The sequence below is a fragment of the Thermodesulfobacteriota bacterium genome (genome assembly GCA_031082315.1).
Lineage (GTDB): Bacteria > Desulfobacterota > QYQD01 > QYQD01 > QYQD01 > QYQD01.
In genome coordinates this window covers 33,229-60,008 of sequence record JAVHLC010000007.1, presented here as the reverse complement: position 1 = coordinate 60,008, position 26,780 = coordinate 33,229, and the positions used below count along the sequence as shown (strand labels likewise).

Below are 26,780 nucleotides of genomic sequence, written 5' to 3'. Positions count from 1 at the left end.
AAATTGACAGAAAGACTGCCTCCGTGTTATGGATGCGCGTTGTAATTTACTGTCATGACTTTAGACCCCATCCCATCATTCACGGCCAATGGACTGGCGTCCCTGATCGGCAGCCTGCCCCTTAAAGACCATGAGCAGGCCCTGGACATGATGTTAACCTATGTCCCGGAGATCCCCCTGTGGATACAATTGCCGGTCTATCCGGAAGAACGGCTCCTCACACAATTTTCCGGGGAACTGCCGGGAGTAGTCATCGAAGGCGATCGGGTATATTTTGACACGGCCTCGCCGGGTTTTGAGGATGAACTCCTTGCTTTTTATGAGGATTACATCTCGATTTCTGAAGGCAACTCACCCCTTTTAAAGTCCCGTTTCGCCCTGGGGCCACATACCGGAAAAGGCCTGGCAGCATTTATCAACCGTATGGGCAAGTTGGCAAGACCTCCCTACGCCATTAAGGGACAGATCACCGGACCCTTTACCTTCCTGACCGGGATTAACGATCAGGAAAAAAGATGTGCCTTCTATGACGAACGCCTGCGTGATGTTGCGGTTAAGGCCTTGTCACTAAAGGCCGCCTGGCAGGTGGAAGTGCTGCGGCAATTCAAGTCGCCGGTCTTTGTCTCTATTGACGAGCCGGGCCTGGCCGGTTACGGGTCTTCTGCCTTTGTCAGTATAAATCGTCAGGATGTAATAACCATGCTCAGAGAAATGGCACAGGCCATACACAGGGCCGGTGGACTGGCCGCAGTGCATGTCTGCGCCAATACAGATTGGTCCCTGCTCATGGAAAGCGATATAGATATTATCAGCTTTGATGCCTATAATTATTTCGACCGGTTTATACTCTACCGGCCGGCCATCCTTTCCTTCCTGGCCCAGGGAAGGATTATCGCCTGGGGCATAGTGCCCACTGCCAACCCTGCTGATATTGAAAAAGAAAGTGTGTCGTCACTGGCGGCACGCTGGAAAGAGGAGGCGCAGGAACTGGCAGGAGACGGGATTACCCCGGCGGCCCTACTGAGGCAGTCGCTTATTACCCCCAGTTGCGGCACCGGTTCCTTACCCCAGGCCCTCTCTGAACGCGTCCTGTATCTGACCAAGGAGGTCTCTGCGCAATTAAGGAAGGAATTCCTTTAACCCTGATCCACCATCAAGACATCATCTGCGGCGTATTGCTCCATACGCCTCAGTCGTCGCTTCTCGGCGACTTGCATCTAATATCTTGCCGGTGAACAGGAATACTCTATAACCTGCTGATTTTAATATTGTTTCTATCCCGTCTTTTGCTTTTTCTCCAGGCCTTCGCGGCGGAAAACGGCGATGCCTATAGGCCAGGCATAAGAGATCGCTTCGCCTTTCTGGAGCAAGGCCCCGGCAATATTTTCAGCCGCCGCAGCCTTATTCCCAAAGAAACCAAAAAATACGCCCCGCACCCGGAGGACTTCCAGAAAGTCGCTTGCCCTGCGGAATCTCTCCTCCATACAATATCGTTCAAAGCGGATGGGTACCAGGCCCGGCAGACTCCTTACCACCTCGTTCCAGTTTAGCCCGCGTGTACCCCGAAACGGATGCCAGGCCGGCTGCATCTCTTTCAGTCTCCGAAAAATGGTCAGAAGCAGGCTGTTTCCCTCTTTTTTCGGAAAGGGCATGATCAAAGGAAAGGAGATGACCAGGACGCCGTTTTCCTTCAGGGCATCTCTCAAGGCCCGCCGGTCTCCAGGGGACAACCAGTGGTAGGACATATTGGCTATAATGAGATCGAATCTTTTTTCAGAGACCGGAAGGTCTTTGGTATGTCCGTAACAGAATGTGACGGTCCTTATATCTCCTTTCTTCTTTCTGGCCATCTCCAGCATGGAAGGGGATCGGTCCAGCGCCGTGATCTCGGCCCGGGGGAAATGTTTAACGATCTCTACTGTAGAGATGCCCGTGCCGCAACCAACGTCCAGGATTACCTCCGGCTGAACGTGTTCTCGCGCCAGGATACATAGTTTTTCCGCCAGGTGACTGTAAAAAAAGTGGTGCCGGGGCTGATCGTAGGAGGAGGCCACCTGGTCATAATGGAGAAATGCCTCAGCCATGAACCACCTGCCCGGCCAGCCACGACCAGATCACACCCCACGTCTCGCGTGAGGTAAGTATGTCGTGGTGGCCGCTGTCTTTTATCTCTTTGACGGTGTAATTATCCGGCGGCACTGCCTCAGCCGTCTTCTTTACCACCGGAAGGTCATATTGCCCGAACAATAACAGGCCCTTTTTATCAGGATCAGCCGGTAAATCTTCGCCCAATCTGTTTAATGTCTCTACCAGGCCGGCAAAAGGGGCTGCCTCCCTGACCCGCCGGGGTCTCAGAACGCGTATCATCTCTTTTTTTCCGCCTGCAAAACCGGCGGAAAGGGGCGGTGATATGAGTATATTCCGCAAAATATCCAGCGACAAGACCAGGCGGCCGCCGATGCTGTGGCCTATGGCCGCAACAAAATTATTTCTCTTTAGTCCCTGCCAGTAAGTCAGACATCTCATCGCGCTCTCATAATCAAACAGACCGCCGCTCTCCCCATGGCCGGGCAAGTCAGCGGCCAGTACGGAAATTCCCTTACCGGCCAGAAAGATAGACAGCGGAAGCATCTCTTCCTTGCAGCCGCCGTAGCCGTGCAGAACGAATAACCACCCCGGTGACGCATTCTCCGGCTCAACCTCTAAACCGGTAAACTCTCCCTCTCTCACCGGCCTGATACGAATTTCAATGTCCTTCATGTAATCGTTCACCACATCCTATTCACCGCCTACTCCCCAGCAGCCTTCTTCCGTAACCTTCTTTATAGACCTATAGGTGATGGAGAGTATGGCATCCATCTCTTCCAGGCTCACCGAAAGGGGCGGCATAAGCACCACCACATCCCCCAGAGGCCGGATTATGAGTCCATGCCTGCGCGCCTCCAGAATTACCCGCCTCCCCATCCGCATGGATACAGGATATGGTCTCTTGGTCGCCTTGTCTTCGACCAGTTCCATACCCACCATAAACCCTTGCTGACGAATCTCGCCGATATGAGATAGTTCATTAAATTCTTTCAGTTTATCTTTTAAGTATTTGATTTTGGGTTGAAGAGATAAAAGGGTCTGGTTGGTCTCAAACAGGCGCAGGCTGGCCAGAGCGGCCGCGCAGGCCAGGGGGTTCCCGGTATAGGTATGTCCATGGAAGAAGGTCTTCTCTTCCTCGTAATCGCCATAAAAGGCGGCAAATATCTCTTCCGTGGTCAAGGTCGCGGCCAAGGGCAGATAACCTCCGGTGATACCTTTGGCCAGGGCCATCAGGTCCGGGCTGACCCCTTCCTGCTCACAGGCGAAAAGGGTCCCGGTGCGGCCGAATCCCGTGGCCACCTCATCGGCAACAAGCAGTATCCCGTATCGCTCTGTAAGCCGGCGCAGACGTCTGAGATAACCTTCCGGCCAGATCAGCATTCCGGCTGCGCCCTGGACACAGGGCTCGATGATAATGGCGGCTAATTCGTGCGCATGTCCGGCTACCGTACTTTCCAGTTCTTTGAAACAGATCAGCTCACAATCCGGATAATCAAGCCCCAGATGACACCGGTAGCAGTAGGCAGCCGGGACGCGCATGGATTTTACCGCCAGCGGTCCGTAAATACGGTGAAAGAGATCGATCCCCCCTACCCCGACTGCGCCTAGGGTGTCGCCGTGATAGGCATTTATAAAGGAAAGAAACCGGGTCTTTTGTCTGCGCCCGGTCTGCTGTGCGTATTGAAAGGCGATCTTTAAGGCCACCTCTACTGCTGTGGAGCCGTTATCTGAATAAAATACCCGCTTAAGCCCGGACGGCGCACGGGTTATAAGCTCCCGGGCCAGCTCAATCGAAGGTACGTTACCTAATCCCAGGAGCGTAGAGTGTGCTATCTGGCCAAGTTGGGCCATAATAGCCCGGTCGATCTCGGGACAGCTATGTCCGTGCACGTTCACCCATAGGGAAGACACACCATCCAGATAACGTCTCCCCTCGGTGTCAATGAGATAACTGCCCTCTCCCGCAGCGATAATCGGCGCTTCTTCTGCTTCATACTCCTTGGCCTGGGTAAAGGGATGCCAGAGGTAACGCAGGTCATCGGCGCGTAAAGATTTATTATTGGACATGCTCTTCCCTCCAGCGAGAAAGCCGTTCCAGCAGTTTAAACTTTTTATCCACGGCCCGGGCTACCCTTTGCATATCCCCTTCTTCTGCCTCTTCCACGGAAAGGCCGGGGATATGCGGTACAATAGCCAGAACCGGCACTCCGGCAAATCTTTCGATGGCGCCGGGATTATCCGTTTCAGCCAGGCCCGGCCTGGCCGGGAAATTATTTATTATTATACCGGCCACTTCAAGACCCCTGGCCTGCGCACAAGATACAGTTAAAAGGGTGTGGTTAATCGTCCCGATCGAAGGCCGGCTGACGATGACGAGAGGAAGCCTGAGCCGGGCCGCCAGGTCGGCCATAAAGGAGTCATCGTTCAGAGGCGCCAGGAGTCCCCCCGCACCCTCTACCAGGACCGCGTCGTACCTTGAACGCACTGCGGCATGATCGGACTCAATCCTCGCCAGATCTATCGTGACACCCGCCCTTGCCGCGGCCAGGTGCGGGGAAACAGCCGGAGTAAAGGCATAGGAATAGACCGGCCCCTCTCCAGTAGAAAGCGCCTTCTGCAGAAAGGCCAGGTCACCTGCCAAGGCCGCATCCCCACCTGCCTTCACACCGGTTATGACCGGCTTTTCCAGACCGACCCTTACGCCCGCCTCCTGGTAGAGCAAGGCCAGAAGGGCGGTGATAACCGTCTTTCCCACGCCGGTATCCGTGCCGGTAACAAACAATGAAGTAAGCTTAAGCAATAATCCCTTCCTTCCTGCCTAATTCAATCAATGACTCGGCCGCATTTTCCAATTCGGCCTGCTGATGAGCCGCGCTGACCGTAAGCCTCAGTCTGGCCTGCCCGGCCGGAACCGTAGGCGGCCGGATGGCGGGTACATATATACCACCTTTTTCCAGTAGGCTTCGACTAATGGCCACGGCCTTTTCCGGGGCGCCGATAAAGATAGGCATAATGGGTGTCTGACTGCCCATGAGATTGAAACCGGCGGATATCAGGATGTCGCGCATATAACGTACGTTGAACCATAGGCGTTCGATAAGGGAAGATTCTGCCTCTATAAGTTTTAGAGCTGCTGTAGCCGCAGCTATGCTTCCCGGTGGCAAGGCCGTCGTATAAATAAAGGAACGGGCCTTGTTTACAAGATAGGCTATCAAATCGCCAGGCCCGGCGACAAATCCCCCTATGGATCCGATAGCCTTACTAAGCGTACCCACATGGATGTCGATGCCCTTACTCACCCCAAGGTAAGCAGCAGCGCCCTGCCCTTTTTCTCCCATAACGCCTGTACCATGGGCATCATCGACTAAAAGGAGACATCCATGTTGAGAAGAGATGTCTGCGAGCTGTTTAAGTGGCGCTATGTCGCCATCCATGGAAAAGACGCCTTCGGTTACGATTAATATTTGGCCTTTCGTCTCCCGGGCATGGAGCAAATCTCCCAGGGAGTTCACATCATTGTGACGAAAGCGATAGGGTTTTGCCCGGCTCAGGATGCAGGCATCGATGAGGCTGGCATGGGCCAGCCGGTCACAGAATATAAGATCATCTCTGCCCATAAGGGCGCTTATGACGCCCATATTAGCGGCATAACCGGAGGAAAAAACCAGGGCCTTTTCCGTGCCCTTATGCCGGGCCAAGGCGTCCTCCAGTTCTTCATAGAGATGGGAATGGCCGCTTATCAGCCTGGAGGCCCCGGCGCCCGTCCCATAACGCTCCGTGGCCTTTATAGAGGCCTCAATTACTTGCGGATGATGTGTCAGGCCGAGATAGTTATTGGTGCAAAACAGCGTTACTTCTCTGCCCTTAAGATAGCCGCGCGTCGGGCTGACCGGAGTAATGGAGACAAGCTCCCGATAGAGCGAGATGTTCTTCAGATCGGTTAGCTCTTGTCTGAGATTAGTTACAGGCACGGACACCCTGCTTAATTATAGATGGTTTCAGATTTAACGAAGCGATCATCTCATGGTCAGCCTGTATTTCGGCTCCCTTTGTCGTCAGGTAGTCACCGATCATGAGTCCATTCACCCCTGCTTTTATGGCTGCCGTCTGTTGATCGCCAAGTACTTTTGCCCTTCCTCCGGCCAGTCTTATAGGAACATCAGGGATTATAATACGGAAAAGGGCGATGGTCATTATGACCTCATCCGGTGTAAGGAGAGGCTGAGTCTCCAATGGAGTCCCGGGGCGGGGATCAAGAAAATTAAGCGGGATGGAATCGGGGTTGAGGTGTTTTATCTCCAACGCGAATTTAATTCGATCCTGAACGGACTCTCCTAGTCCCAGTATTCCCCCAACACAGATGTCCAGACCAGCCTCCCTGGCTATATGAATCGTAGATAAGCGATCTTCATAACTCTGAGTGGTACAGACCCTGGGATAAAAATCGCGGTTCGTTTCCAGATTATGATGGTAGCGCACCAACCCGGCCTCCTTTAATAAAAGGGCTTCATCGAGAGTGATTTTCCCCAGCGAAGCGCAAGGCAAAAGTGTTGTTTTCTGCTTAATCAGGCGAATTGCCTCACAGACTACAAGGAGTTCTCCTTTAGATACCTTGGCTCCGCTCGTCACTATGGAAAAGCGATGCGCCCCGGATTTTTGCGCTGCCTGAGCTGCTTCTAAGAGACCCTTGGGTTGGCGAAGAGGATAGGCCTTAATAGGGCTTCGGTGATGACTCGATTGGGCGCAAAAGGAACAATTATGCGGACAGGCGCCGGATTTGGCATTGACGATGGCACAAAGTTCGATAGCCGGGCCGTGAAATTGTCTTTGTATATCCCTGGCCAGGGAAAGCAGACTTGCGCCCTTACCGCCGACCATAAAATATGCAAGCCGAAGGCCGTCGTCAGGGGTGAGGGGGGTGTTCTCTTCAATCTTTTTCTTAATATCCTTTAGTGCCATCCATCTATCCGGTTGTCTTTATAAAAACATAGATGAGAAACATAGGTAAAAAATTTAAGGTTGTCAATAAAGGGACTGTTAAATTTTAGTACGACGTAAATACGAAATGAAGTGGTAGAGTATTTGTGGATACTTTCGTAAGGATGATTATACTAAGAGCATTATATATTTCAGCGCGACAAAAAAACTCATCTCATCAAAGGAAGTGAGATCCCTCTGACGATTAAACACCAGCTTAAGGTAATCATGGCCATTCTAAAGGGTGCTAATCAGGCAGCCATCCCAAAGATCAAGTAGGCTCTCAAGAATCCACCCGCAGCCGATATCCTACTCCTGGTTCGGTCAGGATATATCGGGGGCGAGACGGGTCCTTTTCAATCTTGTGACGCAGGTTGCTGATATTAACCCTCAGTACGTGAGGTTGCTCAATGTAGGTAACACCCCAGATCTGCCTGAGGATTTGGCGGTGGGTCAGGACCTTCCCCGCATGTACCACCAGCAGGCGCAGCAGTTCGTATTCAGTTGGGGTTAATTGTATTTCCTCACCATATACCAACACCCGCCGGCGTGTCAGGTCAACCTCGAGATCATCAATTCTGAAGACAGGTTCTGGGGCCTGCTGCAAGGAACGTCGCAGAGCAACCCGAATCCGAGCCAGAAGTTCGGCAACTCCAAACGGCTTGGTCAGGTAATCATCCGCGCCGGCATCCAGTGCTTCTACTTTGTCATCCTCCCGTTCCCGCACCGAAAGTACGATGATCGGGACGGGTGACCACTCCCGTATCCGCCTTATCACTTCGACGCCATTGATGTCCGGCAACCCTAAATCAAGGAGAATGATATCCGGCCTGACCGCAGCGACTGCTACCAGCGCAGCATGACCGTTCTCCGCCTGATGCAGGGAGAACTCCCCGGTGTCCAAAACGGTACGCAAAAAACGTTGGATGGCCACCTCGTCATCAACTACAAGGATGCGAGGCAGGTTGGTATTTTGCTTTTCGTTCGGCATAACGTATGTTCACAGTTGTCAGTTCACCGTTGACCGTGTAATCCGTTCACGTTTATCCGTTATCCGCTCCACCGATGACGCGTGGGGCATGACAACCGATTCTTTCCTGTCGGATAACGATCAATGGTTAACGGTTAACGTTATTATTACCCGTAGTCCGCCTTCAGCTCGGTTTTCGGCTCGGATAGTCCCTCCATGCACTTCGACAATTGCTCTGCAAATCGACAGGCCCAGCCCGGTCCCGCGGGCGCCTTCGGGGACGGGAATACGATAGAACTTGTCGAAAATCCTTTTCAGGTCGGAATCCGGAACACCAGGGCCGCGATCGGAGACCTCTATCTTAAGCAGGGGACCATCTACCCTGGCAGCGATCTCAATGCTACTTTCAGGAGGCGAATATTTCAATGCATTATCGAGCAGGTTCACCAGCACCTGTGTCATCAGGGCCATGTCCATTTTGACCAGTGGCAGTCCGGACTGCAGACGCACATCGATTCTTCTACTGCCGAGTTGTTTTTCGAGGGCTGCAAGGGCGCAACCGACAACATCCTGTACGTCGCAGGGTTCCTCCTTCAGCTTGATCGCGCCTGCTTCCAGGCGGGTCATGTCCAGCAGGTTTCCCACAAAGCGATTCAGTCTGGCTGCCTCTTCCCAGGCGGCGTCAAGGAGTTCCTTCCGGGCTTCAGCATTGAGCTGCTCCCCCTTATCCCGGATCGTACCCAGGGCCCCGGTTATGGACACAAGCGGAGTACGCAAATCGTGGGAAACGGAATTGAGAAGCGCCCGCTCCAGACTTTCCCGGGCCTGGAGGATTTCGGACTGTTCGGCCTGCTTGACAAGCCGGACCCGTTCAATGGCAAGGGTGGTCTGGGCGGCAAAGGCCTCCAGAAGCCTTCGACTCTGTGGGGATGCATAGTCTCGGTCATCCTTAAATTCCACCCCTAAAACTCCCAGCATACTGGCTGAGGTCTGTAAGGGCAAACAGAGTAAGCCTGCTGATCTAAGGGTTTCAGTCCCGCGCCCCGCAGCTTGACGGTTCCGAAAAACCCATTCGGCTACTGCCAGCTCTTTCATATCAAGGTGTATGTCCTGATTTGCGGCCCTTATTTTTAACCGCTCGCCCTCTGAGAGAAGGATGGCCACACGGGCATTAAGACTCTCCCCGATATTCTTGATAGCGGCGTCCAGGATAGAGTCGATATCCGCGGCAGCGGCCAGGTCACGGCTCAGGTAGTAGAGACTTGCCGTCTGAGCTTCCCGTTCCCGGATAGTCTCGGCGCGTTCGCGGGCCTTTGCCACAAGGGTACTGATGACCACGCCTACCGCAAAAAGCCCCAAGAAGGTGATCAGATACTCCGTATCGGCAACGCTGAAGGTAAACTTGGGCGGCACGAAAAAGAAATCAAATGCTAAAACGCTCAGAAACGCCGCCATGATCGCCGGTCTAAGCCCAAGGCGAATAGCCGCCAGGACCACTGCAAGTAGGTAGATCATAACCAAATTAGTCGGAGCAAGAAAGCGGCGAACCAGCTCGCATACCAGCGAGGCTGCCGCAACCAGAGCCAAGCTGTTCAGGTATCCGGACCAGAAAACCGGTCTTTTCATCCCTACAATGCCCGCATCGGGACTCTTTTCGGCAGGGGTTATACTGACGACATAGACGTCAATCGTCCCGCTGAGGCGAATAATCTGGTCCACGAGAGGTGGGTGGAGGAATTCCCGCCAGCGTGGTTTGCGCGGTTTGCCGATGACAATTCTTGTAATGTTGTGTCTGACGGCGTAGTCAACGACTGCTTCGGCTACGGTAGTCGCCGTAACTTGCGCCACTTGCGCGCCGAGGCTTTCGGCCAGCCGGAGGTCGTGCCAGACCTGTTCGCGGTTTTCTGTGACTTGTTTGCCGATGCCGGGGGTTTCGATGTAGAGCGCGTGCCAGGGGGCCTTCATTTCGTCCGCCAGACGGCGGGTCGTGCGGATCAGCCGTTCGCTGAAGGGACTCCCGCTGACGCAGACAAGAAGCCGCTCCGCTGCCGGCCAGGGGCCGTGAATGGAGCGTGACTCCATATAGGCCCGCATCTGATCGTCTACGCGGGCGGCCGCACGGCGCAATGAGAGTTCGCGCAGCGCCATGAGGTTGCCCGGCTTGAAAAACTCCTCTGCGGCCAGGGCAGCCTGCTCGGGAATGTAAACCTTTCCTTCTCGCAAGCGCTGGAGTAGATCTTCGGGGGGAATATCAACGAGTCGAATCTCAACCGCCTCATCAAGGAGGCGGTCTGGGACGGTCTCCCGCACCTTTACCCCGGTAATTTGCGCTACGACATCGTTCAGGCTCTCGAAATGCTGGATATTGACCGTGGTATAGACATCGATCCCGGCTACAAGAAGCTCCTCCACGTCCTGCCAGCGCTTTTCGTGACGAGATCCGGGGGCATTAGTATGGGCCAGCTCATCCACAAGTGCGATCTGGGGATGTCTGGCCAGTACTGCGTCAGTATCCATCTCCGGGAGGAGCACCCCCATGTACTCAATCCGAGCCTTGGGAATGACCTCCAGTCCTTCCAGAAGCGCATCAGTTTCGGGACGGCCGTGCGTCTCAAGATATGCCGCCACTACGTCCCGCCCTTCGCGTTTCCGCCTTTGAGCGGCCTCCAGCATGGCATAGGTCTTTCCCACCCCGGCGGCATAGCCGAGAAAGATACTGAGCTTGCCCCGTCCCTTCTCGGCCTCTTCAGCCTGGGCAAGCTTCAGCAGTGCCTCAGGAGAGGGGCGTTTGTCATCATCATTGTTCGTCATGAATGCATGCCGTATCAAAAAAATCTTTTAAATTTATATTATGGCTCCCCAAGGATGCTTTTGCAACGACTATAAGGAGCATATGCCAGGGAAAAGCAACCAAAAGACTCGGTGGCTCGTCATTTCGCCAGCTTATCCAATGCCAGATTCAGCATAACCACATTCACTCGCGGCGCTCCCAGAAAGCCCAACTGGCGGCCTTCGGTATGGGCGGCGACGAGGTTGTTCAGCTCTTCTTCGGTCATCTTGCGCATCCGGGCGACACGGGGAATCTGCATCGTCGCGGACTCCGGCGTGATATGCGGATCGATCCCGCTCGCCGAGGCCATTACCAAGTCCGAAGGGACATCGCCGGAGATTCCCGCCTCACGAAGGGCTCTGACACGATCACCTACCTTCTTGATCAAGTCAGGATTAGTGGGACCGAGATTGGAGCCGCCGGAAGCGGCGGGATTGTAACCGAAGTCACTCGTGGCCGAGGGGCGGGGCCAGAAATATTTCGGGTCGGAAAAAGGTTGCCCGATCAGAGCGGAGCCGACGGCCTGTCCGTTTTGGGCCGTAATAAAACTGCCTCCGGCCTGTTTTGGAAAGACCGCCGAGGCAATGCCGGTGACAACAGCAGGATAGATGCCTCCCAGGAGTATGGTAAGGGCAATTAACAGCAGGATAGCGGATTTAATGTCCTTCATAGTAGTCTACCTCCAAAAAGGGTTTGAAATTCATTATATTCGCTGCTCGCGCCCTTTGGTTGCTAAGGCACAGAATGCACGGGGGTAAGATGTTTTTATATTCATACCACTCTCAGGTGAAAGCGGGAGTTTTCCCTCTCGGTATCCTCTCCGCAAAAAGGAGAAAAGTCTTCTCTGTGCTCTCTGTGGTAAGAAATCATGCAAATAGTCCGATCACAAGATCAAGCGCTTTTATCCCCATGAACGGTGCAATCATCCCGCCGAGGCCGTAGATGAGCAGATTGTAAATCAGGAGCTTTTCGGCCGGCATGGGACGATACCTGGTCCCCTTCAGTGCCAGCGGGATCAGGAGCGGAATGATAACGGCGTTGAAGATGACCGCTGATAAAATGGCGCTGAAGGGGCTGGCCAGCCGCATGATATTCAGCACTCCCAATTGCGGGTAGATCGAGACGAGCGAGGCAGGAATGATGGCAAAATATTTTGCCACATCGTTTGAAATGCTGAAGGTAGTCAAATTGCCGCGCGTCATCAGGATCTGCTTGCCGATCTCCACGATGTCCAAGAGCTTGGTCGGATTGCTGTCGAGATCAATAATATTGGCAGCCTCACGGGCCGGTTGCGTGCCGGTATTCATGGCCACTGCCACATCCGCCTGGGCCAGAGCCGGGGCGTCGTTGGTGCCGTCGCCGGTCATGGCCACCATATAGCCGGCCTGCTGGTTCTCCTGGATCAGGCGCAACTTGTCCTCCGGCTTGGCCTGGGCCAGAAAGTCGTCCACCTGGGCCTCGGCGGCGATGGCGGCAGCAGTCAAAGGATTGTCGCCGGTGATCATCACAGTCTTGATCCCCATGCTGCGCAATCGCTGGAAACGCTCCTGGATGCCTCCCTTCAGGATGTCCTTGAGATTGATGACCCCGAGGATCTCGGTGTTGCAGCAAACCACGAGCGGTGTGGCCCCGGCATGGGCGATCCTGTCGACCGCGGTCTTCAAGTCATTCGGGATCGCCTTTCCACCCAAATTCCGCACAAAGGCGATGACGGAATCGGCCGCCCCCTTGCGATACACCTTGTCCCCGATGTTCACTCCGCTTAAGCGGGTATCGGCGCTGAAAGGAACGGCCTGGCTGCCTGCGGGAAGCGCCTCCAGTCTAAGGCCGTACTTCTGTTTTGCCAATACCACGACGCTGCGTCCTTCCGGGGTTTCGTCGGCCAAAGACGCCATCAGGGCCGCCTCAGCCAGTTTCTGTCCGCTTTGTCCCCCTAACGGCACGAACTCCACCGCTTCCCGGTTTCCGAGCGTGATGGTGCCGGTCTTATCGAGGAGAAGCACATTGACGTCGCCGGCTGCTTCAATGGCACGTCCGGACGTCGCAATGACGTTCTTCTGAAAGAGGCGGTCCATGCCGGCAATGCCGATGGCGGGCAGGAGCGCGGCAATGGTGGTCGGCGCCAGGCAGACAAAGAGAGCCACCAGTACGGTCAGCGAGACCGGGGACCCGTGTCCAGACGCCCTGGCACTATAGATCGAGAGCGGACTCATGTTCGCCACCACCAGCAGAAAGACGAAAGTCAAGGCCACTAGGAGCACCTCGAGGGCTATCTCGTTAGGGGTCTTGCGGCGCTTGGCCCCTTCAATCAGGGAGATCATGCGGTCGAGAAAAGTCTCCCCGGGGTTGGCGGTCACGCGGACGATAATGGAATTGGCGATGACCTTGGTGCCGCCGGTCACGGCGCTCCGGTCTCCTCCGGATTCCCGCACTACCGGAGCCGATTCGCCGGTCACGGCAGCCTCGTTCACCAGTGCGGCGCCGAGGACGACTTCGCCGTCACCGGCAACCAGATCGCCTGCCTCCACGAGAATACAGTCACCTTTCCGCAACTGATTTGCGGGCAGTGTCTCGTACTCGCCGCCGAATTCCGGTTTTTTCAGACGCTTGGCCATGATCTCGGTGCGGGTTTTCCTTAGCGATGCGGCGCGGGCCTTCCCCCGCCCTTCGGCCAGGGCCTCGGCAAAGGTGGCGAAGAGAACCGTCATCCAGAGCCAGAGGGAGACCATGCCGGTGAACCAGACCGGCTCCCTGGTCGCTCCCGTCAACGACATAATAAAGGTAATCAGCGTAATTATGCTGCTCACCTCTACAGCGAACATGACCGGATTGCGCCAAAGGGCACGCGGATCGAGTTTCTTCAAAGAGTCGACCAGGGCCGAGCGCATCAGTGCAGGGTCAAAAACCGAAGTCGGTTGCGTAGTGCGTTTGGTCATCTTACTTACCTCCCAGCATGGTCAGTTGTTCGGCAATCGGTCCCATAGCCAGGGCCGGGAAAAAGGTCAGGGCGCCGACGATCATGATAACCAGCACGAGCCAGAGGACGAACGGGGCCTGATCGGTAGGGAGGGTGCCAAGACTGGGGGGAACATACTTCTTTTCCGCAAGCGAGCCGGCCATGGCCAGGACCGCGACGGCCGGAACAAAACGGCCGAGACACATGGCGACAGCGGTTGTCACATTGTAGAAGACCGTGTTGGCATTCAGTCCGGCAAAGGCGCTGCCGTTGTTATTCGAAGCGGAGGCAAAGGCATAAAGCACCTCTGAAAGCCCGTGGGCGCCGGGGTTGGCCATGGAAGCGACTGCTGAAGGGACGAGGAAAGCCAGGGCCGAGAAGAAAAGCACTGCCAGCCCGGAGGTGAGGACCGTCAGGATCGACATCCACATCTCGCGCACCTCGATCTTTTTACCCAGGTACTCGGGTGTCCGCCCGATCATGAGCCCGGCCACAAAGACCGCGATGACCACGAAGGCAAGCATAGTATAGAGCCCTGAGCCCACTCCGCCAAAGACCACTTCGCTTAGGAGGATGAGCATCATCGGGACCATCCCGCCGACTGGGGTGAGGGAATCGTGCATGGTATTGACCGCGCCGCAGGAAGTACCGGTAGTAGCTGTGGCCCAGAGAACGGAGCCTCCGAGCCCGAACCGGACCTCCTTCCCTTCCATGTTCCCTCCCCGGACCCCTAGCCCGGCCACAAGGGGATTACCGCTATTTTCCGCCCAGTACAGGACGCCGGTAGCCAGAACCAGCATGATCAGCATGGCCGCAAAAAGCGCCCATCCCTGTCTGGGACTTCCGACCATGCTGCCGAAGGTGTAGGTCAGGCCTGCCGGGATAAGGAGGATCAAGAAAATCTCCACGATGTTGGAGAGCGGCGTCGGGTTTTCATACGGGTGGGATGAGTTGGCGTTAAAGAATCCACCGCCGTTGGTCCCAAGCTCCTTTATCGCCTCCTGCGAGGCGACCGGGCCCATGGGGACCGTAACCTCTTTCACCATCACTTTCTCGATGACAGGCTGGCCGGAAACATTCTCCAGAGGATTCCCCTTATCATCCGGCTTCGACTTTTCATAACTAGTCGGCTGTAAAAGCGACACTTTTTTATAAGGGCTGAAGTTCTGGATTACCCCCTGAGATACCAGAAAGACCGCGGCGATAAGGGACAGCGGCAGGAGGATATACAGGGTACCCCGGGTCAGGTCCACCCAGAAATTGCCGAGAGAGGTGGCCTGCCGCCGCGCCAAGCCGCGAATAAGGACGATCACAATCGCCATGCCGGCAGCAGCGGACGCGAAGTTTTGCACCGCGAGTCCCGCCATCTGGGTAAAATAGCTGGCAACCAATTCACCGCTGTATGCCTGCCAGTTGGTATTGGTTACAAAGCTCATCGCGGTATTGAGCGCCAGATGCCAGGAGAATGCCGGGAATTTCTGCGGATTGAGAGGCAAAAATCCATGGAACATCAGTATGCCAAAGAGTGCCGCGAATGAAACAAAGCTAAAAATCAGCATGGCGAAGGCATATTCCTTCCAGTCCATCTCCGCGTCCCTGTTCACTCCGCAGATACGGTACAGGAGGTTTTCAACCGGTCGCAAGACATGAGTGAGAACGGTCCGCTCCCCCTTGTAAACCCTGGCCATGAAAGCGCCAAACGGCTTTGTTAAGGTCAGTAGAACGACAAAAAGAAGTATCGCTTGCAGCCATTCGTATATATTCATAACGAGTCTCCTATCGCACAAAAAGGCGGAGTGTCTACGAAAGAGCCCGGTTCGCTGTGACCCGTATCTCCCCTCAGATAGATGGGGTTTTGGAATAGAATTGATAGGTCTTCATAGTTATGCCTCTAGCGATATCAGGAACCATTCTAACTCATTGGGCATAAAGAAGGTCTCAAAATAGTAGGGAAAAGCGTCAAAAATTCATCAAGATTAGAATCTAGATCTGCCGGAAGTAAACAACCTTGCAGATTTATCCAGATGATAAACATAGTGAAAATCTGCGTATTATCAATAACCGCCTGTTCTAAGATTGGAAATGGTTTCTGAGAGACAAGGTTAACTTATTGAAAGAACTTCTATATAGTTAGGTTTGCAAGGTGGGTTAGAACAGTGTAAAGGTAGCGATCATGTTTATTAAATCCTGGATAGCCGCCGGACTGGACATGGCCTGATTATAGTTGGCCGAAGCCACAAATACCCGGCTTCTGGCCCGATCAATGATGACCTTCTGATAAGACTGTCCCATAGTCATCGGGTTCGTAAAGACAGCAAAGGCAGTCTGTGAAGGAAAATCATAACTTACCGTGGGCATCTGTTGGATAACACCAGACTGAATCATCTGCTGGATGTTTTGTGTGACAAACATCTGGATATCCATTCCCGGCATAATAGGCCCGACACCAATATTAAGGTGTGATCCTTCTTGATTATAGATGCTATTGACCGGGATAGTGGGGTTTTGCAGGCCGGCCGGGTTATGTATTACCTGCCAGTTCTCCGGATGCAGTACGGTCAGAAAAAAACCGAGATTCTGATTTATAAAATTTTTCCCGGAAAATTGGGTCGGCTGGGATGGGCTCAGGCCCCGAAGTTGATTACTAACAGTCGGGTCTGTAATCTTACCTTCCGTAAACTGGATATCATTACCCTGGGCTGAGGCTGTCGAGGTGCCGATATTAATCTGATCTACTATGGGCTTTTCCAGGCTCAGGCTGATTTTCCCCTTACCCGGCTCCACAGTAAGCGTCCCCTTTCCGCCACCCATAGTCCCTTGATAGACAACATATATCCCGGCGGAACCCAACAACAGGGTGGCAAAAACGATTATGACCAGACGGATCGTTTTTTGTTTCTCTATGCCGAGGGATTCAGAATCCTTGGTGGCGTTTTCATTCATAGGTCACCGATATCGGGTTTTTTAATGAGGTGAGTATAGAGTAAAGAGCGTTTGGGCGTCAAGTGAGAAATATCCGGAAACTGTCGTTTCCGGATTCAAGCTCTCAGCGATCAGCATTCAGCCGTCAGCAAAAATATAAGACAAACAACACATTAAGCTGAACGCTGATTGCTGAGTGCTGATAGCTCATCCGAAATCCTTGGGTTTCCGGATGGGAACTAATCAAGGGACAGAAACTGAGGGGAACAGGCTGCGGTCGGTATGGGGGATAAAGCGGGCGGCGCTGAATCTCTGCATGAATTCAGCATTGACGTTCATCTCGATATAGGTGATACGGTCGCAAAGGCGCCGGGCCTCCTCCCGCAATGAAAAATTGCAGAGGGCCTGTAAGGCCCCGGTCAGAGAGCTATTCCCTAAAGGGATATACCGTTCGAGGGGCAAATCCGGAAGCATCCCCAGGGTAATGGCCTTTACCGGATCGATGTAGTTCCCGAAGGTTCCAGCTACATAGAAATGGGCCAGATCCTGGAAGCGGAGGCCCACGGAATCAATAATAGTGGCCAGTATGGTGTACATGGCGGCCTTGGAGCGTAAAAGGATATCCACATCCACCTGAGTTAAAACCAGCTCCTCCCCTGTGGCCGTCTCCAGCCCCGGAACCAGGATGTAGGCCAGTCCGGATGTGGTCTCCTTGAAGCGGGAAGGGTCTCGCTCCGGGACAAACTTTCCCCGCCGATCCAATAGTCCCACGGAGAAGAGATCAGCCGCCAGGTCAATGAGCCCGGATCCACATATCCCCAAGGGAGCCACCCTGCCGATCACCGAGTAAACGGGTCTTAAGGTGTTACGGTCCAAACTTACCCGGTCGATGGCCCCGTCGCCGGCGGTCATGCCCATCTGAGCCACCCCTCCCTCGAGAGCCGGACCGGCTGCACCGGCGCAGGCCATGAGCCAGTCGCTATTTCCCAGAACCACCTCGGCATTGGTGCCCACATCCACCAGGATAGAGACCTCGTTCCGGCGGGCCAGACCTGATGCCAGGATTCCGGCGATGAGGTCGCCGCCAAAATAGCTTCCCACATTAGGGAAAATGAAAACTCGGGCATTAGGATGGATGGGGATATCCAGTTCTCTGGCCGGCGCCGGATCGGGGCGGTTCACCAGAGGGATATAAGGTTCCCGGGGCATAGAGCTTGGGTCCAAACCCATAAAAAGGTGGGTCATGGCCGTGTTCCCGGCCACAGTCATAGAATAGATACTCCCGGTCTGCACCCCTGCTTTAGCGGCCAGTTGGGCGACCATTTTGCCGATCCCTTCCCGCACCACGGCGGTCAACTCCTTGAGGCCGTTCGGGTCGTGGGCATAATGGATACGGGTAAGAATGTCGGCTCCATATCGAATCTGGGGGTTGTCCATGGAGTGTTCGGAAAGGACCTTTCCTGTCCTCAAGTCCACCAGCGCGCCCACCATCCGGGTTGTCCCCAGATCCAGGGCCAGGCCGAAAAAATCCTTTGTAGTATCACCGGGGCTGATATCCAGAAGCTCCCATTCTTCTCCTTCTCTGACCACCGTGGCCGTCACCCGGAAAGAGGCCTCTCGCATGACACGAGAAGAAAACCCTATCAGGCCGTAGGGTATCCGGACGGACTTAAGGCCCTGCCCGGCTTGCAGCGCTCGCCGCAGCCGGTCAATATCCCCGGTATTATCCTTTAAACTGGGGAGAGGAAGGTTCAGGTATAGCTTCTTGACCCCGGGATCCAAATCTTTGTTTGATATTTTATTCTGACCGGGCAGCATCTACCTATAACCTCTAAAGTTTATGGTTTGCGTCGCTGTTGAACTATGAACAAAATCTGAGACAAAGGTCAATTAAAATTTAAGAAAATATCATTAAAAACTTTCACTTTACAGAGATATGCATTTGTGATGAGATAATAAGGTAGTAAGCAATTTTCGAAAGGCCGGAAATTGATGAACCATTATTGGAAATTGGGGTGGGCTTGGAACAGTCACAAAAAAGAAAAGAAAGGAGAACAAATATGAGACGGGCAGTAACCTTATTAGTAATACTTTCGGTCGTCAGTCTTTTAGTTGCAACAGAGACCTTTGCCCAGCGCGGTATGCGGTGGAGGGGCAGCGGCGGCTGGGCAGCAGAAGGCAGATATGGCCGCATGTACGACCCCAAAACGGTGGAGACCATCAGCGGAGAGGTGGTCAGCGTGGATAAAATCACACCGATGAAGGGTATGTCTTATGGCGTACATCTGATGATAAAAACAGACAAGGAAACCGTTTCTGTCCATCTGGGGCCGGGGTGGTACATAGGAAAACAGGACGTAAAGATTGAGCCAAAGGACAAGGTTGAGGTTACAGGCTCCAGGATTACCTTTGGAGGAAAACCGGCCATCATTGCGGCCGAGGTTAAAAAAGGAGAAGAAGTCCTGAAGCTTCGGGATGAAAATGGCCTTCCGGCCTGGTGTGGATGGAGGCGCCGATAGCCTGACTGAAGCCCACCCAATTTCAGTTGTGGCTTTTGGTTGGAGCCCTGCGGGGACAATTTTTGGACATAACTCGCTCCAGATTATCTATAGCATTTCTCACTGGTTCTGCAAAATTACAAGGTTTAGCTGTGCCTCCGCCATCTGTCCTGCATCCCAATATGGTCGAGGGCAACCGGAACTATTTGTCTAAAGTTATCTCTTAAAGTAGTCGATATACACATTACTGTAGAAAAGTCCTTTGACGGAGGAACAGATAACTTCATAAAGATGAACAGTATCTCGCCTAATGTTAAGGTCTTGGTAGTAGATGATGATGCCGGTATCAGGTTGGCGGTGAAAACCGTGGTACAAAAGATGGGTGTCGAAGATGTGGCAGAGGCAACCAACGGACATAGCGCCCTGAAAATGATCAAGGAAAACCATTATGATCTGATTGTTTCCGACTGGAATATGCCTGAGATGGGCGGTGACGAACTTTTAAGGGTCGTAAAGGGTAACGAAAAAACCAAAGATACTCCCTTTATTATGCTTACCTGCCGGAGACATCACGATGACGTAGTTAGCACCCTCAGGGCCGGCGCCAGTAGTTATGTGGTAAAGCCGTTCAGCATTCAGGATCTGGCTCAAAAAATCTCAAAGATAATTTGCCCGCATCCGGAAAAAAGCATAACCGGCAATGCCGATGATACCGGAGATAAGTGGGCAGCGTCCCTTGTTGAGCAATTAATAAAAAAACTGGACAGGGGCCAGGTCAATTTACCAGTCCTGCCGACCGTAGGCATCAAAATCCATCAGTTGCTGCGTGACCCCAAATTGTCCCTTAATGATATTGCGAAGCTTGTGGAAAAGGAACCCGTTATTTCTTCAAAACTCCTGGCCATATCAAATTCACCCTTTTATGCCGGTATAGGCAAAAATGATAATCTGGAACGGGCCATATTGAGGATAGGCCTTAAGAGTGTACTCAATACAGTATTTGTACTGATCAACAGGGGTCTGTATGTCATAAAAAATGAAAAGCACGAGGCGATAGTTAAGTCCCTATGGGAACATTCCCTGGCCTGTGCCTACGGCGCCCAGCAGACGGCCTATATGCTAAGACTGGTGGACCCGGATAAATATTTTATGCTGGGCCTCCTTCACGATATCGGCAAGGTGGTATCGCTACAATTATTGCTACATCCGGACACACAGAAGTGGACGCCCGATAGCGACCATTTGATTTCCATCCTAAACCAGATACACAACGAGATAGGGGCGTTTGTATTAAAGAGATGGAACTTTGACCAGGATTATATTGACATTGCTTCTTGCCACAACCAAGAGGACATCTCATCGGATACCCCAAAAGAACTATTAGTAATCTACTTTGCCAACCTCCTGGCCCGAGAAATGGGCTATGGTCTAAAAAAATACGAGGGCCCAGCGATTGTTGAACACAAGTCTGTACCATTATTAGGTTTAGAACCTCCAGGAATTGAAGCCATCCGGGGAGACATCCATAGATTTATGGAAGGCGTTAGCAGTCAATTCTTTCTATAGCTCGCGTGCAATCAGCCCAATATCTCCCGGAGCCTGTCTTTCAGGTCGCGGGGGCTAAATGGTTTTTTGATATATTCGTTTGCCCCTGCCTCCATCCCTTGCTGTTCATCCATGCGTTGTCCTTTGGCAGTCAGCATCACGATATAAATGTCCATGGTCTCTGTATCTTTCTTCAATAATTCACAGACCTCATAGCCGGTCAACTTAGGCAGCATAACATCCAAAAGTATCAAATCCGGCCCTTGCTCCTTAGCTATCTTAAGGGCCGCCTCGCCATCCGTCGCGGTTAACAACTCAAAACCCGCCTTCCGAACCACAAAACTGAGGGACTCCAGGATATGTGGTTCATCATCACACACCAGGATTCGTTTGGCCATTTCCTATATCTCCTTGTACTGAGGAACTGTAAAATAAAATGTGCTGCCCTCGCCCAATTGGCTCTCTACCCATATCTTGCCCCCATGATGTTCTATTATTTCCTTGCAGATGGCCAGCCCTAACCCCGTGCCCCCTTTTTTTCGGGTAGCAGATGAATCCACCTGGTGAAATTTCATAAAAATTTTATCAAGCTCATCTTCTGGTATTCCGATGCCGTTATCTGCTACCGCTACCTGAATCCGGTCTTCGCTAACAGCAGCAGAGACAGTAATAAGGCCGTCATTATCCGTAAATTTTATGGCATTGCCCAATAAATTTGTAATCACCTGGGTCAATTTGTCCCGGTCCACGTAAATCTCGGGAAGTCCTTCCTGCACTTTCTTATCTATCACAAGACCTTTTTTTTCAGCAAGGGACGACACGGCAGCCACAGATTCATCTATCACTCCTTCAATATGGTGATAGCCCATCCTCCATACCTGCCTGCCAGATTCGATCCTGGACAGATCCAAAAGGCCATCTATCAATCGTGCCAACCGGTCGCTTTCTTCGTTAATTATATTCAGGAATTTTGTCTGTGTCTCCATATCCTCTCCTGCGTTGTCAAGCAGTATCTCGGAAAACGCCTTGATGGAGGTCAATGGCGTCCTTAATTCGTGGGAGACCGTGGACAAAAAGTTGGTTTTTATCTGGTCTAATTCCCTGAGCCTTGCGTTGGCCGCTTCCAGTTCTGTAGTCCTTTCCCTGACTTTGCCCTCCAGAGTCTTACTATGTCCCTCAATCTCTTCTCTCGACCTCTTAAGGTCCTGGATCATCCGGTTAAAGGATTGTCCTAATTGGCCAATCTCATCATCACCTTTTACCTCAGCTAAATAGCTCAAATTCCCTCTTGCGACCTCTTCTGTCCCTATCACCAGGGCCTTGATCGGCTTAGTAATACTCCAGGTCAATAAGATGCTGGTCAGAATAATCGCCAGCAGGCCCGCCAGGGTGGCTATCTGTAACTGCCGGTGCGTCCTCTTTATGATGTCATAGGCCTCATCCGTCCTCTGACAAATGCCGACACTCCACTCCTTTCCCGGAAAATCCAAATAGCCTTTCAGCCTGGAGTATGCACAGATCCATCCCACTTCCTGTGCACCGGTAACATCAAGCGTTCCCTCTGGATTGTGCGATATGTGCTGTCTGAGTATATCTGGAGAAAGTTTATCGAAAATCTTTTCCTTATCAGGATAAGCAATAATCACGCCCTCTTTATTGGTCATGAACATGAATCCGGTCCTTCCGAGCCGAACCCGGTCTGTAATATCCCATATCTTTCCCATGTTCACCTGACCAGCCACTACCGCCTGCACCCGGCCGGCCTTATTCAGGACCGGAGCCGTGGTCACAAAGATAAATTTTCTCGGATTCAGGATAATATGGACATTAGATACGACAGATCTGCCTTCACGGGCTTCCCTATACCAACTCTTGCTGTTCCAGCTGCCGCGATAGTTATATGTAGTCGAGGTAATAACATTTCCCGTAAGATCGATCAGGGTAATGTCTTCAAAGACCTTGTAAAAATCCTGGACCCGTCTCATCTCGGCTAATTTCTCATCTACATTCGTAAAGCTTGAACGAATGCCGGGACTGGCTGCCAGAGTCTTAATGTTCATGTAGGCATTAAAAATGGAGCGGTCGATCTCGGTGCCTACCTGCCTGGTCAATACCAGGAGATTTTCGCTTACCATATTATTCAGGGATTGCTTCACATAGGTCAGGAAGGATAGGCCCAAAATCAATAATGGCAGGAGCCCAATAATCAGAAAGAATAAGCTGATCTTTCTGCCCAGTCTTTTCCTGAAAATAATTTTTTCTCCAAGGCCCATTTTTCTTATTTGTTCATAAGTTCAGACCATATCTTATTTCTTATGGCGTGTCCCTTTCCTATTTCCTGATCTGTTCCTGCTTCCTTAAAGAACTCACATCGCCGGAGGATTTGCGCCGGCGGGTAAATAGCAGGGTCTTCCAATATCTCCTTCAGTGTATACCTCGCAGCGGCCCTATTGCAGTTGGCATACCAGAGGTAATTGGCTATCTTAGCACTTGCCTCCGGGGCGAGAATGTAATTGATAAACACCTCGGCCGTATACTTATTTCGTGAATCCCTCGGGATACAGATGTTGTCAACCCATATGGATGCTCCTTCTTTGGGAATCACATATTCGATATCTTTATTTTTATCTGCGGCATAACAGGCCTCGCCACTGAACTGGTGAGACAGCCAGATTCTCCCAGATATGAGATCGCCCCTGGTTTTTATACAGTCATGATAGCCAGCAATAAGGGGCCTCTGCTTCAAAAGTAATAACCGGGCCTCCTCAAGTGACCGGGGATCATTAGTATTAATGGAATAGCCTTTTGTCTTCAAGGCCATCGCTATTACCTCATCCATGTCATTTAATAAACTTATCTTTCCCCTGTACTTAAAGTCCCACAGTATCTTCCAGCTATTTACCTTTTCCTTAACGAACCTTCGGTTTACGGCAATACCCGTGGTACCCCACAAATAGGGAACCGAATACCTGTTGCCCGGGTCATAAAAGGGATTTTTAAACATAGGGTCTATGTTTCCAATGTTTGGGATATTTCGGCAGTTGACTGGTGCCAGAAGTTTCAATGCCCTCATCTCCTGCACCAAAAGTCCGCTAATTATGATGATATCGTACTTCGCCGGGTCTGATTGGACGGCAGATAACATTTCCTCTTCATTTTTATAGGTTTCGAGATGGACTTTGACTCCAAATCTCCTTTCAAAATCCCGGATGGTGGTCTCACCCAGATAGTCTTCCCAGTTATAGACATTTAACACCCGGGAAAGGGACCTTTCGTTGCCAGCAAAGGCTACTGGGGCCAATAATGACAATAACAAAAAAATACTTATCGTCATCAGTATCCTTAAAAGCTTAGGCATCTGTTCTCCTTTTAACGGCGCTGTGAACATGCATAGCGAGCGCATTCCCCGCTGCTTGCGGCGGGGTTAGCGAGCGAATACTATGCTTTTTACCTTACATACGGAGATTCCCCGTCCGCCGTAGGTCCGCCTGCGGCGGACGGGGAGCTTCAATGGCTCAGTCCTACTAACCGTTCTATTCCACCCCCAGAAGTTTTCCGGGATACAATATATCCAACAACTTACGAATTACATCGAATAATTCGACCCTGGACTTAAATCCAGCCGCAAGAAAGGTTTTTTTGCAGATTTTCAAGGCCATATATATCGCTTGACAGTCCACCGGCCGTGCAGTATAAAAACCCTATCCATGGGTTAAAGGGAACCCTGTGCAAATCAGGGACGGTCCCGCCGCTGTATTCGGGGACGAAACCCACCTTTAAAGCCACTGTCCGCCTGAGGCGGACGGGAAGGCGTGGGGAGTAGGCAGATCCGTGAGTCAGAAGACCTGCCCAGGACGTAAATAGAGGCCTTTTTCTTCGCGGAAAAGAAGGGTGAAGTCAAGCGGGTGCAGCCCTTAAGTCCAACTAGTGGGATTTAAGGGCTTTTTGTTTTTATGGAGGAGATGTGACCAGGCCAGTTCACGGTGGCAACATACGAAAAGTCCAGGATAACTATGGTCTGGATAAATCCACAATCCTTGACTTTAGCGCCAGTATCAGTCCCTTTGGCCCGCCCCGGGGCGTAAAAGAGGTCATCAAAAAATCCATAGATGCCCTGCCCAACTATCCAGACTCCGACTGTCTTGAACTGCGCCAGGCCATCGCCGAATACTGGGAGATTGACCCGGACAACTTACTCGTCGGTAACGGCTCTACCGAGCTTATCCATCTTATCACCCGCGTCTTGACGCCAAAACAGGCACTCATCCCCATACCAACTTTTACCGAATACGAGGACGCCGTTCGTCTCGCAGGCGGCAGATGTCTGTTCATCAAGGCCCGCCCGGATAAAGACTTCTCCTGGCCCATGGAAACAATCCTGGGCCGATTAGACCAGGCGGACATACTCTTTCTCTGTACACCCAATAGCCCTACGGGTTATCTCATGCCCGAGGCTGACATCTACAACATAATCCATGCCTGCAAAAAATATAAAATTGTTCTGGTCATTGATGAGACATTTCTCGATTTCGTAGATGGCAGCGGACAGCGTTCTTTTGTAAACCTTGCCGCCAGGCCGTCTAATATCATCGTCCTTCGCTCGTTTACCAAGCTCTACGCCCTACCCGGCCTTCGCCTGGGTTATCTGGTCGGCGGCAAGACCCTGGTCAGAAAGCTCAGTCGGATGCAGCCTCCCTGGATGGTGAATATCCTGGCACAAGCAGCCGGCCTCGAGGCCCTTAAGGACCGCCCCTACGCAACACAAACTGTTGTTCAACTTAATCTGGAAAAAGAATGGCTTATAGCTGAACTTTCTAAAACTCCGGGGTTACTCCCCTACCCTTCTGCCGCCAATTTTATACTCTGCCGCATAGCCACCAAGAAAATCGCCCCGGCAGCCCTTACCGACGAGATGGCCCGTAAGGGCATATTAATCCGGAATTGCAGCACATACCAGGGGCTAGATAAGCATTTTATCCGTGTTGCCGTGCGTACCAGAGAAGAAAATGCCCGACTCATCTCGTCCCTTCGAGAGGTTCTAAATGGCCTTTGAGCTGATGATCGCCTACGGCCTGGATATTCTGATTGGTGACCCTGTCTGGTTCCCGCATCCGGTACGGGCCATTGGCCGGGGCATAACGGCCCTGGAGAGATACTTGCGGCAGACTACCATTCCCCTGCGACTGGCAGGAGCTATTCTTACTATAACCATTGTGGGTTTGACCTACGGCCTTGTCTGGCTTGTTTGCCATTTGGCAGGCATTTTTCATCCTTACCTCGGAAAGGCCATAGCCATCCTTCTTATCTTTATGTCCCTTTCCGTGCGCAGCCTGGCTCAGGCCGCTAAAAAAGTCTATTCCCCCCTTAAAGCAGGCAACATTAATCAGGCCCGCAGACAACTCGGCCAGATCGTCAGCCGCGAGACAGCCACACTCGACAAAGACAATATCATTCGAGGAACGGTAGAGACTGTAGCTGAAAATACGGTAGATGGCGTCATCTCCCCCCTCTTTTATGCCATTATCGGTGGCGCCCCGCTGGCTTGGGCCTATAAGGCCATAAACACCCTGGACTCAATGGTCGGTTACAAGGACGAAAGATATCTAAAGTTCGGCTGGTTTTCGGCCCGGCTGGACGATATGGCAAACTCTATTCCCGCCCGCCTGAGCGAACTTATTATCCCCTTGGCGGCCTTTTTGACCGGCAAAGATAGTATTCAATCTATAAAAACCGCATTGGTCGATGGCCGGAAGGCGGAAAGTCCGAACGCCGGATTCCCGGAGGCCGCCTTTGCCGGGGCCCTGAATATTCAACTGGGAGGAAGGAATAGCTACCAGGGCAAGATTACCAATCGTCCATTGATCGGCCAGCCTCTCCGGCCGAGACAAATAGAAAACATAAAACAGGCCATACACCTGCTGTATGCCACGTCTTTGGTGGCCCTGATGGGAGGAATGATTATTGTCTGGTTGTTGACATGACAGCGAATCAAAC

The 26,780-nt window shown here is 52.3% G+C and carries 21 protein-coding genes and 1 riboswitch; of the genes, 5 read left to right on the top strand and 16 right to left on the bottom strand.

Features of this window, described 5'->3' with window-relative positions:
* Nucleotides 1-54 precede the first annotated feature (54 nt).
* Nucleotides 55-1,140, top strand: coding sequence for a hypothetical protein (locus tag RDU59_07755; protein MDQ7838373.1), 1,086 nt, complete (start codon nucleotides 55-57; stop codon nucleotides 1,138-1,140).
* A 134-nt stretch (nucleotides 1,141-1,274) separates the two neighbouring features.
* On the opposite strand, the gene RDU59_07750 is transcribed toward RDU59_07755, so the two are convergent.
* The 13 genes from RDU59_07750 to RDU59_07690 form a co-directional block, all read right to left on the bottom strand.
* On the bottom strand, nucleotides 1,275-2,084 hold the full coding sequence (locus RDU59_07750) for a class I SAM-dependent methyltransferase (GenBank protein ID MDQ7838372.1): 810 nt from the start codon (nucleotides 2,082-2,084) through the stop codon (nucleotides 1,275-1,277).
* Nucleotides 2,077-2,760, bottom strand: a complete 684-nt coding sequence (locus RDU59_07745) for an alpha/beta hydrolase (GenBank protein ID MDQ7838371.1) — start codon at nucleotides 2,758-2,760, stop codon at nucleotides 2,077-2,079. The genes RDU59_07750 and RDU59_07745 overlap by 8 nt, the downstream gene beginning before the upstream one ends.
* An 18-nt stretch (nucleotides 2,761-2,778) precedes the next feature.
* Nucleotides 2,779-4,155 (bottom strand): adenosylmethionine--8-amino-7-oxononanoate transaminase, encoded by a 1,377-nt coding sequence (gene bioA, locus RDU59_07740; protein ID MDQ7838370.1) that lies wholly within the window; start codon nucleotides 4,153-4,155, stop codon nucleotides 2,779-2,781.
* The gene (gene bioD, locus RDU59_07735; protein ID MDQ7838369.1) at nucleotides 4,145-4,888 is read right to left on the bottom strand and encodes a dethiobiotin synthase; all 744 of its coding nucleotides are present in this window, start codon (nucleotides 4,886-4,888) and stop codon (nucleotides 4,145-4,147) included. The genes bioA and bioD overlap by 11 nt, the downstream gene beginning before the upstream one ends.
* Nucleotides 4,881-6,059 (bottom strand): 8-amino-7-oxononanoate synthase, encoded by a 1,179-nt coding sequence (gene bioF, locus RDU59_07730; GenBank protein MDQ7838368.1) that lies wholly within the window; start codon nucleotides 6,057-6,059, stop codon nucleotides 4,881-4,883. The genes bioD and bioF overlap by 8 nt, the downstream gene beginning before the upstream one ends.
* A complete protein-coding gene (bioB, locus tag RDU59_07725; protein ID MDQ7838367.1) occupies nucleotides 6,046-7,047 on the bottom strand; it encodes a biotin synthase BioB in 1,002 nt (333 codons plus the stop codon). The genes bioF and bioB overlap by 14 nt, the downstream gene beginning before the upstream one ends.
* A gap of 301 nt (nucleotides 7,048-7,348) precedes the next feature.
* On the bottom strand, nucleotides 7,349-8,056 hold the full coding sequence (locus RDU59_07720) for a response regulator (GenBank protein ID MDQ7838366.1): 708 nt from the start codon (nucleotides 8,054-8,056) through the stop codon (nucleotides 7,349-7,351).
* 120 nt (nucleotides 8,057-8,176) lie between these two features.
* Nucleotides 8,177-10,846: a sensor histidine kinase KdpD gene (locus tag RDU59_07715; protein ID MDQ7838365.1), complete on the bottom strand. Its 2,670-nt coding sequence runs from the start codon at nucleotides 10,844-10,846 to the stop codon at nucleotides 8,177-8,179.
* Between the two features lie 119 nt (nucleotides 10,847-10,965).
* Nucleotides 10,966-11,535: a potassium-transporting ATPase subunit KdpC gene (gene kdpC / locus RDU59_07710; GenBank protein ID MDQ7838364.1), complete on the bottom strand. Its 570-nt coding sequence runs from the start codon at nucleotides 11,533-11,535 to the stop codon at nucleotides 10,966-10,968.
* Between the two features lie 196 nt (nucleotides 11,536-11,731).
* Complete coding sequence (kdpB, locus tag RDU59_07705) at nucleotides 11,732-13,801, bottom strand: potassium-transporting ATPase subunit KdpB (GenBank protein MDQ7838363.1); 2,070 nt, start codon at nucleotides 13,799-13,801, stop codon at nucleotides 11,732-11,734.
* 1 nt (nucleotide 13,802) lies between these two features.
* Nucleotides 13,803-15,587 carry a potassium-transporting ATPase subunit KdpA gene (kdpA, locus tag RDU59_07700; GenBank protein MDQ7838362.1) on the bottom strand — a complete coding sequence of 595 codons (1,785 nt, stop codon included), beginning with the start codon at nucleotides 15,585-15,587 and terminating at the stop codon, nucleotides 13,803-13,805.
* A 382-nt stretch (nucleotides 15,588-15,969) separates the two neighbouring features.
* On the bottom strand, nucleotides 15,970-16,764 hold the full coding sequence (locus tag RDU59_07695) for a hypothetical protein (GenBank protein ID MDQ7838361.1): 795 nt from the start codon (nucleotides 16,762-16,764) through the stop codon (nucleotides 15,970-15,972).
* A 222-nt stretch (nucleotides 16,765-16,986) separates the two neighbouring features.
* On the bottom strand, nucleotides 16,987-18,561 hold the full coding sequence (locus RDU59_07690; protein ID MDQ7838360.1) for an ASKHA domain-containing protein: 1,575 nt from the start codon (nucleotides 18,559-18,561) through the stop codon (nucleotides 16,987-16,989).
* A gap of 242 nt (nucleotides 18,562-18,803) precedes the next feature.
* Here RDU59_07690 and RDU59_07685 point away from each other — a divergent pair, with 242 nt between their 5' ends.
* Together RDU59_07685 and RDU59_07680 are read left to right on the top strand one after the other, a co-directional pair.
* Complete coding sequence (locus tag RDU59_07685; protein MDQ7838359.1) at nucleotides 18,804-19,262, top strand: DNA-binding protein; 459 nt, start codon at nucleotides 18,804-18,806, stop codon at nucleotides 19,260-19,262.
* A 270-nt stretch (nucleotides 19,263-19,532) separates the two neighbouring features.
* Nucleotides 19,533-20,807 (top strand): HDOD domain-containing protein, encoded by a 1,275-nt coding sequence (locus RDU59_07680; protein MDQ7838358.1) that lies wholly within the window; start codon nucleotides 19,533-19,535, stop codon nucleotides 20,805-20,807.
* A gap of 11 nt (nucleotides 20,808-20,818) precedes the next feature.
* On the opposite strand, the gene RDU59_07675 is transcribed toward RDU59_07680, so the two are convergent.
* The 3 genes from RDU59_07675 to RDU59_07665 are packed head-to-tail and all read right to left on the bottom strand — an operon-like array spanning nucleotide 20,819 to nucleotide 24,144.
* Complete coding sequence (locus RDU59_07675; GenBank protein MDQ7838357.1) at nucleotides 20,819-21,184, bottom strand: response regulator; 366 nt, start codon at nucleotides 21,182-21,184, stop codon at nucleotides 20,819-20,821.
* 3 nt (nucleotides 21,185-21,187) lie between these two features.
* A complete protein-coding gene (locus RDU59_07670; protein ID MDQ7838356.1) occupies nucleotides 21,188-23,059 on the bottom strand; it encodes an ATP-binding protein in 1,872 nt (623 codons plus the stop codon).
* 5 nt (nucleotides 23,060-23,064) lie between these two features.
* Entirely contained in the window at nucleotides 23,065-24,144 is a 1,080-nt protein-coding gene (locus RDU59_07665; GenBank protein ID MDQ7838355.1) for a spermidine/putrescine ABC transporter substrate-binding protein, read from the bottom strand.
* 334 nt (nucleotides 24,145-24,478) lie between these two features.
* Nucleotides 24,479-24,654, top strand: a riboswitch (cobalamin riboswitch).
* Nucleotides 24,655-24,750: 96 nt separating this feature from the next.
* Between RDU59_07665 and cobD the strand changes: the two genes are divergently transcribed.
* On the top strand, nucleotides 24,751-25,839 hold the full coding sequence (gene cobD, locus RDU59_07660; GenBank protein MDQ7838354.1) for a threonine-phosphate decarboxylase CobD: 1,089 nt from the start codon (nucleotides 24,751-24,753) through the stop codon (nucleotides 25,837-25,839).
* Nucleotides 25,829-26,767 (top strand): adenosylcobinamide-phosphate synthase CbiB, encoded by a 939-nt coding sequence (gene cbiB / locus RDU59_07655; protein MDQ7838353.1) that lies wholly within the window; start codon nucleotides 25,829-25,831, stop codon nucleotides 26,765-26,767. Before cobD ends, cbiB begins: the two co-directional genes overlap by 11 nt.
* The last annotated feature ends 13 nt before the right edge of the window (nucleotides 26,768-26,780 follow it).